This window comes from Enterobacter cloacae complex sp. 2024EL-00227, from assembly GCF_043945315.1.
Lineage (GTDB): Bacteria > Pseudomonadota > Gammaproteobacteria > Enterobacterales > Enterobacteriaceae > Enterobacter > Enterobacter roggenkampii.
The window spans coordinates 221652-234931 of the sequence record NZ_JBIMQP010000002.1 but is presented as its reverse complement, the minus strand read 5'-3'; the positions used below and the strand labels follow the sequence as shown (position 1 = coordinate 234931).

Sequence of the window (13280 nt, the reverse complement as noted above, 5' to 3'; positions counted from 1 at the left end):
CATAAAAAGCTGATAACGATAATATTCGTTATATATAAAACTACATAGCGGTTTGCGCCGCCTCTCTTTTCTTTGTGAGCAACCAAAGTGAGTCTCTATGAAAATCAACGCGCCTGAAGCATTAATGGCTGCCGAGGTCACTCGCCGTGGGTTGATGAAAACCACGGCAATAGGCGGCCTGGCTGTAGCCAGTAGTGCCTTCACGCTCCCTTTTACCCGACTGGCGTCGGCGGCAGATGCTCTGTCTCCGGCCACTTCGCCGGAAAAAGTGGTGTGGAGTGCCTGTACCGTTAACTGCGGTAGCCGTTGTCCGCTGCGTATGCATGTGGTGGATGGCGAAATTAAATATGTCGAAACCGACAATACCGGGGACGATAACTACGAAGGGTTACATCAGGTGCGTGCGTGTTTGCGTGGTCGCTCCATGCGTCGCCGCGTCTATAATCCGGACCGCCTGAAATATCCGATGAAGCGTGTCGGTAAGCGTGGGGAAGGGAAGTTCGAGCGGATTAGCTGGGATGAAGCCTACGATATCATCGCCACCAATATGCAGCGTCTTATTAAAGAGTACGGCAACGAATCCATCTACCTGAACTACGGTACCGGGACGCTCGGCGGCACGCTGACCCGTTCCTGGCCGCCGGGAAAAACGCTGGTGGCGCGCCTGATGAACTGCTGCGGCGGTTATCTCAATCACTATGGTGACTACTCCTCGGCGCAGATCGCGGCTGGCCTGAACTACACCTACGGCGGCTGGGCGGACGGCAACAGTCCGTCCGATATCGAAAACAGCAAGCTGGTCGTGCTGTTTGGTAACAACCCGGGGGAAACCCGCATGAGCGGTGGCGGGGTAACCTACTACCTCGAACAGGCGCGCGCCAAATCCAATGCCCGCATGATCATCATCGATCCGCGCTATACCGACACCGGTGCCGGACGTGAAGACGAGTGGATCCCAATACGTCCGGGTACCGATGCGGCCCTGGTCTCCGCGCTGGCGTGGGTGATGATCACCGAGAACCTCGTCGATCAGCCTTTCCTGGATAAATACTGCGTCGGCTATGACGAGAAAACCCTGCCCGCCAGCGCACCTGCTAACGGTCATTACAAGGCGTACATTCTCGGTCAGGGTAGCGATGGCGTGGCAAAAACGCCGGAGTGGGCGTCCACCATCACCGGCATCCCGGCAGAGCGTATCGTTCAGCTGGCGCGTGAGATTGGCTCAGCCAAACCAGCCTACATCAGCCAGGGCTGGGGCCCGCAGCGTCATGCGAACGGTGAAATTGCGACCCGTGCCATTTCCATGCTCTCCATTCTGACCGGCAACGTCGGTATTCACGGCGGTAACACCGGCGCGCGTGAAGGCTCATATGAAGTGCCGTTTGAACGTATGCCAACGCTGGATAACCCGGTTCAGACCAGCATCTCCATGTTTATGTGGACCGATGCGATTGAACGTGGCCCGGAAATGACCGCCCTGCGCGACGGCGTGCGCGGTAAGGACAAGCTGGACGTGCCGATCAAGATGATCTGGAACTACGCCGGCAACTGTCTCATCAACCAGCACTCTGAAATCAACCGCACCCATGAAATCCTGCAGGACGACAAGAAGTGCGAGATGATTGTGGTGATCGACTGCCACATGACCTCCTCGGCAAAATATGCCGATATCCTGCTGCCGGACTGCACCGCCTCTGAGCAGATGGATTTCGCGCTGGACGCCTCCTGCGGCAACATGTCCTACGTGATCTTTACCGACCAGGCGATTAAACCGCGCTTCGAGTGCAAAACCATTTATGAAATGACCTCTGAGCTGGCGAAACGTCTTGGCGTTGAGCAGCAGTTCACCGAGGGGCGTACTCAGGAAGGGTGGATGCGCCATCTGCATGAACTCTCCCGTAAGGCGATTCCTGACCTCCCTGACTTTGATACCTTCCGCAAGCAGGGAATGTACAAACAGCGCGATCCGGAAGGACACCACGTGGCGTACAAAGCGTTCCGTGAAGATCCGCAGGCGAACCCGCTGACCACGCCGTCGGGCAAAATCGAAATCTATTCCGAAGCGCTGGCAAAAATCGCCTCCACCTGGGAGCTGCCGGAAGGGGATGTTATCGATCCGCTGCCGATCTACACGCCGGGCTTTGAAAACTATAACGATCCGCTGACGGCGAAATTCCCGCTGCAGCTGACCGGCTTCCACTATAAAGCGCGTGTTCACTCTACCTACGGTAACGTCGACGTGCTGAAGGCCGCCTGCCGCCAGGAGATGTGGATTAACCCGATGGACGCGAAAGCGCGCGGCATCAGCAATGGCGATCGCGTGCGCATCTTCAACGGTCGCGGCGAGGTGCATATTGAAGCCAAAGTCACCCCGCGCATGATGCCCGGCGTGGTGGCGTTAGGGGAAGGGGCCTGGTACAGCCCGGATGCCAACCGCATCGACCAGGCAGGCAGTATTAACGTACTGACCACACAGCGTCCGTCGCCGCTGGCGAAGGGTAACCCATCCCACACTAACCTTGTCCAGGTTGAAAAGGTTTAAGGAGTAACCGATGACAACTCAGTATGGATTTTTTATTGATTCCAGCCGTTGTACCGGGTGCAAAACCTGCGAGCTGGCCTGCAAAGATTACAAAGACCTGACGCCGGACGTGAGCTTCCGTCGCATCTACGAATACGCTGGGGGCGACTGGCAGGAAGATAACGGCGTCTGGCATCAGAATGTCTTTGCGTATTACCTGTCAATTGCCTGTAACCACTGTGAAGATCCCGCTTGTACAAAAGTCTGCCCGAGCGGGGCGATGCACAAGCGCGAAGACGGTTTTGTGGTGGTGGATGAAGATGTCTGCATTGGCTGTCGTTACTGCCATATGGCCTGTCCGTACGGCGCGCCGCAGTACAACGCCGCTAAAGGCCACATGACCAAATGCGACGGCTGCCACACCCGCGTAGCGGATGGCAAAAAGCCGATTTGCGTCGAGTCCTGTCCGCTGCGCGCGCTGGACTTCGGCCCGATTGAAGAGCTGCGTCAAAAACACGGTCAGCTTGCCGCCGTGGCACCGCTGCCGTCTGCGCACTTCACGAAGCCGAGTATTGTGATTAAACCTAACGCCAACAGCCGTCCTACAGGTGACACCACCGGCTACCTGGCAAATCCGAAGGAGGTGTGAGATGGGAAGTGGATGGCATGAATGGCCGCTGATGATCTTCACGGTCTTTGGTCAGTGCGTAGCGGGCGGCTTCATTGTGCTCGCGCTGGCGTTATTGAAAGGTCGTCTCAATGCTGAACAGCAGCAGCGTTTAGTGTTGAGCATGTTTGGCCTGTGGGTGCTAATGGGGATCGGCTTTATCGCCTCAACGCTGCACCTGGGTTCGCCGATGCGCGCGTTTAACTCTCTGAACCGCGTGGGGGCCTCATCACTGAGTAACGAGATTGCCAGTGGCGCTATTTTCTTTGCCGTCGGTGGGCTGGGCTGGCTGCTGGCCGCTATGAAGAAGTTGCCTGCGGGTCTGCGCAGCCTGTGGCTGATTGTGACCATGGTGCTGGGCGTGGTGTTCGTGTGGATGATGATACGTGTCTATAACACCATCGATACCGTCCCCACCTGGTACAGCGTCTGGACGCCAATGAGCTTCTTCCTGACGATGTTTATCGGCGGGCCGCTGCTGGGCTACCTGCTGCTGCGCGTGGCGGGTGTCGACGGATGGGCAATGCGTCTGCTGCCCGCTGTTTCGCTGCTGGCGCTGGTAGTGAGTGCGATAGTCGCCCTGATGCAGGGTTCTGAACTGGCAACCATTCACAGCTCTATTCAGCAGGCCTCTGCCCTGGTGCCGGACTACGGTGCGCTGATGGCCTGGCGTATCGTTCTGCTGGTCGCCGCGCTGGTATTCTGGATTGCCCCTCAGCTCAAAGGTTATCAGCCGGCGCTGCCGCTGCTGTCACTGGCTTTTGTGCTGGTACTGGCGGGTGAACTGATTGGTCGCGGCGTGTTCTACGGGTTGCATATGACCGTTGGTATGGCTGTCGCCAGTTAACGGTGTATTGGGTTATATCAAGCCGGGCCAGAGTGCCCGGCTTTTTCTTTTTTCGATCATGAAATTTTTCGTCTGTCGTTTTGTTTTAATTTTGCCCATTAATAAATGAAAACAGAGACATAATTAATATCTATAGCAGGCGTGGCATTAGCAGGATAAGTTTTTTAAATCGACAGGGAACATATTGTGCGAGGCGGCTAAATCAGTGGATTGACTTTGTTTTTGCCAGTGGCATGATGCGCACGAAATCTGAACTTCCTCACGGTTTTTAATCCATGACCACCTATACCCGGCCAGTGCTGCTGTTGCTCTGTGGCCTGCTTTCGTTGACCCTGGCGATCGCAGTGTTAAATACGCTCGTCCCGCTGTGGCTCGCCCATGAAAACTTACCGACCTGGCAGGTGGGTATGGTCAGCTCATCCTTTTTTACCGGGAACCTGCTGGGTACGCTGGTGACCGGGAGCCTGATTAAGCGCTTTGGCTTTAACCGCAGCTATTATCTGGCCTCGCTGATTTTCGCCGCCGGATGTGCGGGGCTGGGCCTGATGGTCGGCTTCTGGAGCTGGATGGCATGGCGCTTTATCGCCGGTGTTGGCTGCGCGATGATTTGGGTGGTCGTTGAAAGTGCGCTGATGTGCAGCGGCACCTCCCGCAACCGCGGACGCCTGCTGGCTGCCTACATGATGGTTTACTATGTCGGCACCGTGCTGGGACAACTGATGGTGAGCAAGCTGCCAACCGACCTGATGAGCGTTCTGCCGTGGGTAACGGGCATGGTGCTGGCCGCAATCCTGCCGCTGCTCTTTACGCGCATTGTGAACCAGAACAGTGAACACCAGGAAGCAACCCACGTCTGGCCCATGCTGAGACTGCGTCAGGCGCGTCTGGGCGTTAACGGCTGCATTATCTCGGGGATTGTACTGGGCTCGCTCTATGGCCTGATGCCGCTTTATCTGAACCATCAGGGCGTCAGCGACTCCGGAATTGGCTTCTGGATGGCGGTGATGGTGAGTGCGGGTATTGTTGGACAATGGCCAATTGGCCGTCTGGCTGATCGCTTTGGCCGTCTGCTGGTGCTGCGCGTTCAGGTCTTCGTGGTGATCATGGGATGCCTCGCCATGCTCAGCAATGCCGCGATGGCACCTGCGCTGTTTATTCTTGGAGCGGCAGGTTTCACGCTTTATCCGGTCGCGATGGCGTGGGCATGTGAGAAAGTTGAACATCACCAGCTCGTGGCAATGAACCAGGCGCTGTTACTGAGCTATACCATCGGCAGCTTATTAGGGCCGACGTTTACCGCGATGCTGATGCAAAATTATTCCGACAATTTACTGTTTATCATGATCGCCAGCGTGTCGTTTATTTATCTCTTAATGCTGCTGCGTAAAGCGGGCGAACATCCAACGCCGGTGGCACACGCCTGATTAAATAAAAGCCTGTCATCGACAGGCTTTTTTGTCCCTGTCACATATAAGACTTTTACGTATTGTTTGTTTTTCCCGCCTGGCGATAATTCAAATGAGTTCTACCACTAAAAGGCAACAATCATGTCTATACGTCGTTTTTCCACTACCGCACTTGCCGTAGTGTTGTCTTTAACGTTTGCAACGGCTCCGGTCATGGCTAATCCTGGCAACGGGAACGGCGGTGGTCACGGAAACGGTGGCGGACAAGGTAATGGCGGCAATCATGGTAACGGGAATTCTGGTAACTCCGGTAACCATGGTAATAAGCAAAATAGCGGACAGGATAACCCTGGAAAATCGGATAAGAACTTCAAAAACAGCAAAGATGTCGGTAATGACGTTGATGCTCGCGTGAGCTTCGATCATGTCCGTCATCTGGCCGTGAATTACGGCTTAACGGGCTATAAGTCACTGCCCCCGGGGATCGCAAAAAACCTGGCGCGCGGTAAACCACTGCCTCCGGGTATTGCGAAGAAGGCCGTTCCGGCCTCAATGCTGGACCAGCTTCCTTCCTATCCCGGCTACGAATGGCGCGTAGTGGGTGACGACCTGGTCTTAATTGCGCTGAGTACTGCGATTGTGACTTCCGTTATTAACGGCGTCTTTAAATAGAATAAAAAAGGCCCGGTTCTCACCGGGCCTTTTCTTTAATACATCACTTTGTGACCGTACTGTTCAAGAATACCTTTGACGCGTTCCATCGTCTCTTTTTTCGGCGGCTTCACGCCATCAAGCTTGTACTCTTCACCCATGGCCACCCATTTATGTTTACCCAGCTCGTGATAGGGCAGAAGCTCGATTTTCTCGACGTTGCCCATGTCGCGGGTAAATTCTCCCAGGCGGTGCGCGGAGTCGTCGTCATCTGACCAGCCAGGAACAACCACGTAGCGGATCCAGGTTTTGATGCCCTTATCGGCAATGTATTTGGCAAACTCCAGCGTGCGGTGGTTGGAGACGCCCACCAGATTCTGGTGGATCTCATCATTCATCTGTTTGAGATCGAGCATCACCAGATCGGTCACTTCGAGCAGTTCATCAATCACCGGATCGTAGCGACGTACAAAGCCGTTGGTGTCGAGGCAGGTATGAATGCCTTCTTTATGGCAGGCGCGGAACCAGTCGCGGACAAACTCAGCCTGAAGAATGGCTTCACCGCCGGACGCGGTCACACCGCCGCCGGAAGCGTTCATAAAGTGGCGATAGGTCACCACCTCTTTCATCAGATCGTCGACGGTGACTTCTTTACCGCCGTGCGTGTCCCAGGTGTCGCGGTTATGGCAGTACAGGCAGCGCATCAGGCAGCCCTGGAAAAAGGTGATAAACCGGATACCCGGGCCATCGACGGTGCCACAGGATTCAAAGGAGTGAATACGACCAATAGTTGACATTGCGGTGATATCTCCATCATCGGCCCGTCCGGGGCCTGTGTATGCACAGCTCAAAGCCGGCTGTGTTAAGTCTGTTTTGGCTGTTATCCATTCAGTATAGATAGCGGACAAAAGAGACTGAGGTGGAGAGGGTGCTAAAAAGGCCCCACTGACGTGGAGCCTTTATTGTACGCTTGTTAACGCGTGATTTCAGTCAATTCCACTTACATGGACTGAGTGAAAGTACGGGTGATAACGTCCTGCTGCTGTTCTTTCGTCAGGGAGTTAAAACGTACTGCGTAGCCAGATACGCGGATGGTCAGCTGAGGATATTTCTCAGGATGTTCCATCGCGTCAAGCAGCATTTCACGGTTCATGACGTTCACGTTCAGGTGCTGACCACCTTCGATGGACGCTTCGTGGTGGAAGTAACCATCCATCAGACCCGCGAGGTTAGTTTTACGCACTTCGTCGTCTTTACCCAGCGCATTTGGCACGATAGAGAAGGTGTAAGAGATACCATCTTTCGCGTAAGCAAACGGCAGTTTAGCGACAGAAGTCAGAGAGGCAACCGCACCTTTCTGGTCACGACCGTGCATTGGGTTTGCACCTGGGCCGAATGGCGCGCCAGCACGACGACCGTCTGGGGTGTTACCGGTTTTCTTACCATACACAACGTTAGAGGTGATGGTCAGAACAGACTGAGTCGGGATAGCGTTACGGTAGGTAGTCAGTTTCTGAATTTTCTTCATGAAACGTTCTACCAGGTCAACCGCCATGTCATCAACGCGAGAATCGTTGTTACCAAACTGCGGATATTCGCCTTCGATTTCGAAGTCGATAGCCAGACCGTCTTCGTCACGAATTGGTTTAACTTTCGCATATTTGATTGCAGACAGGGAGTCAGCAGCAACGGACAGACCTGCGATACCACACGCCATGGTGCGGATAACGTCACGGTCGTGCAGCGCCATCAGAGAGGCTTCGTAGCTGTACTTGTCGTGCATGTAGTGGATAACGTTCAGCGCAGTGACGTACTGTTTCGCCAGCCAGTCCATGAAGTGGTCCATGCGCTCCATGACTTCGTCATAGTTCAGCACATCGCCTTTGATCGGCTCAGACTTAGGACCAACCTGCATTTTCAGTTTTTCATCAACGCCGCCGTTGATTGCGTACAGCATGGTTTTCGCCAGGTTTGCACGCGCACCGAAGAACTGCATTTGCTTACCAACAACCATTGGGCTTACGCAGCAAGCGATAGCGTAATCGTCGTTGTTGAAGTCCGGACGCATCAGGTCATCGTTCTCGTACTGCAGAGAAGAGGTGTCGATGGACACTTTAGCGGCGAATTTCTTGAAGTTCAGAGGCAGTTTTTCAGACCACAGAACGGTGATGTTCGGCTCCGGAGAAGGACCCATGGTGTACAGGGTGTTCAGGAAGCGGAAGCTGTTTTTGGTCACCAGAGTACGGCCGTCAACGCCCATACCGCCGATGGATTCAGTTGCCCAGATTGGGTCACCGGAGAACAGCTCATCGTATTCAGGGGTACGCAGGAAGCGAACCATACGCAGTTTCATGACCAGGTGGTCAATCATTTCCTGAGCGTCTTGCTCGGTGATTTTGCCTGCTTTCAGGTCACGTTCGATATAGGCATCCAGGAAGGTGGATACACGACCGAAGGACATTGCTGCGCCGTTCTGAGATTTAACTGCGGCCAGGTAGCCGAAGTAGGTCCACTGGATAGCTTCCTGAGCGTTGGTAGCAGGACCAGAGATATCGCAGCCGTATTTAGCAGCCATCTCTTTGATCTGACCCAGCGCGCGGTGCTGTTCAGCGATTTCTTCACGCAGACGGATAGTCGCTTCCAGGTTTACGCCGTTTTCCAGATCGGACTGCAGGGAAACAAACTGCGCGTACTTGTCTTTCATCAGGAAGTCGATACCGTACAGCGCAACGCGACGGTAGTCACCGATGATACGGCCACGGCCATATGCATCTGGCAGACCAGTCAGAACGCCAGATTTACGGCAGTTCAGAATGTCTTTGGTGTAAACATCGAATACGCCCTGGTTGTGGGTTTTGCGGTATTCGGTGAAGATTTTTTTCAGCATTGGGTCCAGCTCGCGGTTATACGCTTTGCAGGAACCTTCAACCATTTTAATACCACCGAACGGGATGATTGCGCGTTTCAGTGGTGCTTCAGTCTGCAGACCAACGATTTTCTCAAGGGCTTTGTTGATATAGCCAGCATCGTGAGAAGTGATGGTGGAAGCAACGGAGGTGTCAAAATCAACTGGCGCGTGAGTGCGGTTTTCCAGTTTAACGCCTTCCATTACGCTGTCCCACAGCTTGGTGGTCGCGTCAGTTGCGCCAGCCAGGAAGGATTCGTCACCTTCATACGGGGTATAGTTTTTCTGAATGAAGTCACGTACGTTTACTTCATTCTGCCAGTCACCTTTCGCAAAACCTTCCCAGGCTGTGGCTAACTTTTCATTAAGCTCGGACATGTAACACCTACCTTCTTAAGTGGATTTTTTATTTACTGCCTGAGAAAACCATCAATGATGATCGTCGCCACGCAGGTAAATGACCCAGTATGTCAACCCAACTAACAGACCCCCACCGATAATGTTCCCGATAGTGACAGGGATCAGGTTATCAGTAATGAAATTCATAATAGTCAGGTGAGAGAAACTTTCCGGGGATGAACCAACTGCGGTCCAGAACTCCGGGCTCGCAAAGTCGCGGATAACAATGCCCATTGGGATCATGAACATATTCGCGATACTGTGCTCAAAGCCGCTGGCAACGAACATCGCAACCGGCAGAACCATAATTAAGGCTTTGTCCATCAGGCTACGACCCGAGTAGCTCATCCATACAGCCAGGCAGACCATCAGGTTCGCGAGGATGCCGAGAGCAACGGCTTCGATAAATGTGTGGTGCATTTTGTGGTCGGCAGTTTGCAGGACGTTAAGGCCCCAGCCACCGTTGGCGGTCATGTACTCGCCAGAAAGCCACATCAACAAAACAAAGAGCAGACAGCCAACCAGGTTACCCACGTAAACATTAAGCCAGTTACGTGCCAGCTGACCCCAGGTAATTCTTCCGCTCGCCTTTGCCACGACAATCAGCACCGTTGAGGTGAAGAGGTCGGCGCCGCAAATAACGCAAAGAATCAGACCCAGTGAGAAACAAATGCCGCCAATCAGTTTGGCCATGCCGAAAGGCATTCCGGCAGTACCGGTAGTGGCGGTGATGTAGAAGACGAAAGCGATAGAGATGAACACACCAGCCGTGATCGCCAGATAGAACGTCTTCATCGGGTGTTTCGTTGCTTTATAGACACCTGCTTCTTCGGCAACTTTGGCCATCGCAGCAGGGAGTAAAAGATCAAAAGGGTTGTCAGCTTTCACACTAACTCTCTCTTTATTAAGTCGGCGACGAGATACTAACAAAGCATTATAGAAGAGAAATTGATATAGATCATATCTCGCCTGGCTTATAGGCCCGCAATGTGTATGGATTTACAGCAAATGCGGAGTAAGTATTTGATTATCCGTATAAAAATAAATTTTAAAAGTTATGAAAAGAGTTGAATTTTTTCGTTCGGCCACCTCTTTATCAGTTAATTAATATGGAGTATTAACCATAAAAAGTAACAGTAAAGCCCAGATCAATATTATTATATTTACCCGTGTTTAACTTTATTATTACAATCAACAATCATTGCCGAAGGAAATAAAAAAAGGGGCAATGAAATTGCCCCGTAATATAGCCCAGACGATTGAATACGCCTACTGCTGGTAATGTTATGTGCGCTTATTTTGACCAGTAAGCGGCTTTTGCTTTCTGCAGCTTTTCGTAGGCCTTCAGCAGCGACTGATGCGCCGGGAAGGCTTTCAGATCGCTATCAACAGCCTGCAGGCCATAGAACGGCGCTTCGCCGCTCAGGGCTGCGCTGGCTGCTTCAACGGCCTCAGCGCCGTACATACGCACGAAAGCATTCAGATATTGCAGCGGTTCGCGATCCTCTTCCTGTGCAAGCAGCAGCAGGGTTTGCAGGCAGCGGTAATAGTTGGTGCGCTCGGCAGAGAAGACCGACTGGTTGAACTCCATGGTCCACTCGGTCCAGGCCAGGGCCTGATCCAGATCGCCGCCCGCCAGGGCCAGCATCGCTTTCAACTCACCGATGCGCAGGGTGTACCAGCCGTTGTCTTTACCGGTCGCCAGGCCCAGGAGTTCGCGTACGCGGGTGAAATCATCGTGGCCTTCTTCGTCCAGCTGGGCGATCAGGTTCAGATAATCCTCTTTCTCCCATTCGCTGCCCGGCAGAGCCAGCAGCGTTTCACGCAGATGCGCGCCCATGCTGTTGTTCGCCAGCCACAGATCTTCCGCCGGATAGATATCAGACATGCCAGGCACGATGATGCGGCACGCGTAAACGCCCAGGTGCTCGTAATCGGCAATGTACACTTCCTGGTCTTCCGCGTTGAAGATCGCCATCAGCGTCGCGAACTCTTCTTCCGTGGTACCGGCAAAGCTCCAGTCCACGAACGGATAGTCCGCGTCCTGCTTGAACATATCCCAGGAAATTAAGCCGCTGGAATCGATGAAGTGGGTTTCGAGGTTGGTATGCTCGGCCACTTCTTCATCGTCAAACGTTGGCGGCGTAAACACGTCGAGATCTTTCAGGCTACGGCCCTGAAGCAGCTCGGTAACGGTACGCTCCAGCGCCACGCCGAAGTCCGGGTGCGCGCCGAAGGAGGCGAAGCAGGTGCCGTTGGTCGGGTTAAACAGCACGACGCAGATCACTGGATACTTGCCGCCCAGCGAGCCGTCATACGCAAAGATTGGGAAACCTTCTGCTTCCAGCTTGGCGATGGATTCCACCACGCCCGGGTAGCGTGCCAGCACCTCTGCCGGAATTTCAGGCAGGCTGATGGATTCGGCAATAATGCGGTTTTTGATATGACGCTCGAAGACTTCAGACAGCCCCTGCACGCGCGCTTCATTGCGGGTGTTACCGGCGGACATGCCGTTAGACACATACAGGTTGCCGACGATGTTCATCGGAATATAGACGGTCTGCTCGTCAGACTGACGGGTAAACGGCAGGGCGCAAATACCGCGATCGTCGTTGCCAGACTGCAGATCGATCAGCATGCTGGCGGTCAGTTCGTTTTCCGGATCGTAGAAGGCACGCAGGCGCGCGTCGAGAATTCCTTCTGGCAGTTCATCGTCTTCGGTCAGCGGGAACCATTTTTCGTTCGGATAGTGAACGAACGGGCCGTTGGCGATGGTTTCGCCCAGCCAGAAGTCAGCAAAGAAATAGTTGGTGGACAGACGCTCAAAATACTCACCCAGCGCGGAGGCCAGTGCCGCTTTTTTTGTCGCGCCTTTACCGTTGGTAAAGCACAGGGCACAGTCTTTATCGCGAATATGCACAGACCAGACATGAGGCACCGGATTGAGCCAGGAGGCTTCTTCGATGTTAAAACCCAGGTCGGTCAGTTTCTGCTGGAAGCGAGCGATGGAATCTTCCAGAGCGGCGTCTTTGCCGGGGATAAACGTTTGAGTCATGGCGTTCACTTTTATCGTACGTAAAGCGCGCAATGATACGGGTTTTGCGTGACGGGTGCTATCTCCGGCGAAAATAAAAGACTGGGCTATGCTTACTGTCAGTAACTCACTGTTAAGGCATAGAAAAATGAAAGCATTCGATCTCCAGCGGATGGCGTTTGATAAAGTCCCTCCTGAATTTTTAGGCGAAGTGGCGCTGCGTAGTCTGTATACCTTCGTTCTGGTCTTCCTGTTTCTTAAAATCACCGGTCGTCGCGGTGTGCGGCAGATGTCGCTTTTTGAAGTATTGATCATCCTGACGCTGGGTTCCGCGGCGGGGGATGTCGCCTTCTATGATGATGTGCCGATGGTGCCGGTCTTCATTGTTTTTGTCACCCTGGCGCTGCTTTACCGCCTTGTCATGTGGCTGATGTCGAAAAGTGAAAAGCTGGAAGATCTGCTTGAAGGGAAGCCGGTCGTTATCGTCGAGGACGGTCAGCTGGCCTGGGAAAACGTTCAGAGCGCCAATATGACCGAGTTTGAGTTCTTTATGGAGCTACGCCTCAACAGCGTGGAACAGCTCGGGCAGGTGCGTCTGGCGATCATGGAGACCAACGGGCAGATCAGCGTCTATTACTATTCTGACGATGAGGTGAGGCCGGGACTGTGCATCCTGCCGGATATGCTGGTCGAGCGTTTCAGAACCGTACCTGAGTCAGGCGAGTATGCCTGCGTGAGATGTAGCCATGTCGTCGCGATGCAGCCGGGGGATCGTCAATTATGCCCCCGCTGTGCAAATCCGGAATGGACGAAGGTTAGCCGGGCTAAACGCATCACCTGACAGCCATTT

General features: G+C 53.6%; 10 protein-coding genes. 6 read left to right on the top strand and 4 right to left on the bottom strand.

Annotated features, from left to right (window positions below; all coding sequences use genetic code 11):
• Window positions 1-97: 97 nt before the first annotated feature.
• The 5 genes from dmsA to ACHH0Z_RS04090 all read left to right on the top strand — a co-directional run bounded on the left by dmsA (window position 98) and on the right by ACHH0Z_RS04090 (window position 6113).
• Complete coding sequence (gene dmsA, locus ACHH0Z_RS04110; RefSeq protein WP_025912931.1) at window positions 98-2542, top strand: dimethylsulfoxide reductase subunit A; 2445 nt, start codon at window positions 98-100, stop codon at window positions 2540-2542.
• A gap of 10 nt (window positions 2543-2552) precedes the next feature.
• Entirely contained in the window at window positions 2553-3170 is a 618-nt protein-coding gene (locus ACHH0Z_RS04105) for a DMSO/selenate family reductase complex B subunit (protein WP_021240882.1), read from the top strand.
• Between the two features lies 1 nt (window position 3171).
• Entirely contained in the window at window positions 3172-4035 is an 864-nt protein-coding gene (locus ACHH0Z_RS04100; RefSeq protein WP_021240881.1) for a dimethyl sulfoxide reductase anchor subunit family protein, read from the top strand.
• Between the two features lie 275 nt (window positions 4036-4310).
• Entirely contained in the window at window positions 4311-5459 is a 1149-nt protein-coding gene (locus ACHH0Z_RS04095; protein WP_045406776.1) for an MFS transporter, read from the top strand.
• 123 nt (window positions 5460-5582) lie between these two features.
• A complete protein-coding gene (locus ACHH0Z_RS04090) occupies window positions 5583-6113 on the top strand; it encodes an anti-virulence regulator CigR family protein (protein WP_023292887.1) in 531 nt (176 codons plus the stop codon).
• A 35-nt stretch (window positions 6114-6148) separates the two neighbouring features.
• On the opposite strand, the gene pflA is transcribed toward ACHH0Z_RS04090, so the two are convergent.
• The 4 genes from pflA to ycaO all read right to left on the bottom strand — a co-directional run bounded on the left by pflA (window position 6149) and on the right by ycaO (window position 12451).
• The gene (gene pflA / locus ACHH0Z_RS04085; protein WP_008499976.1) at window positions 6149-6889 is read right to left on the bottom strand and encodes a pyruvate formate lyase 1-activating protein; all 741 of its coding nucleotides are present in this window, start codon (window positions 6887-6889) and stop codon (window positions 6149-6151) included.
• Window positions 6890-7092: 203 nt separating this feature from the next.
• Window positions 7093-9375 carry a formate C-acetyltransferase gene (gene pflB, locus ACHH0Z_RS04080; protein ID WP_008499975.1) on the bottom strand — a complete coding sequence of 761 codons (2283 nt, stop codon included), beginning with the start codon at window positions 9373-9375 and terminating at the stop codon, window positions 7093-7095.
• A gap of 51 nt (window positions 9376-9426) precedes the next feature.
• Window positions 9427-10284 carry a formate transporter FocA gene (gene focA, locus ACHH0Z_RS04075; RefSeq protein ID WP_008499974.1) on the bottom strand — a complete coding sequence of 286 codons (858 nt, stop codon included), beginning with the start codon at window positions 10282-10284 and terminating at the stop codon, window positions 9427-9429.
• Window positions 10285-10690: 406 nt separating this feature from the next.
• Complete coding sequence (ycaO, locus tag ACHH0Z_RS04070; protein WP_023292885.1) at window positions 10691-12451, bottom strand: 30S ribosomal protein S12 methylthiotransferase accessory factor YcaO; 1761 nt, start codon at window positions 12449-12451, stop codon at window positions 10691-10693.
• A gap of 127 nt (window positions 12452-12578) precedes the next feature.
• On the opposite strand from ycaO, the gene ACHH0Z_RS04065 reads away from it, so the two are divergent.
• Window positions 12579-13271, top strand: a complete 693-nt coding sequence (locus tag ACHH0Z_RS04065; RefSeq protein WP_023343682.1) for a DUF421 domain-containing protein — start codon at window positions 12579-12581, stop codon at window positions 13269-13271.
• Window positions 13272-13280 lie beyond the last annotated feature (9 nt).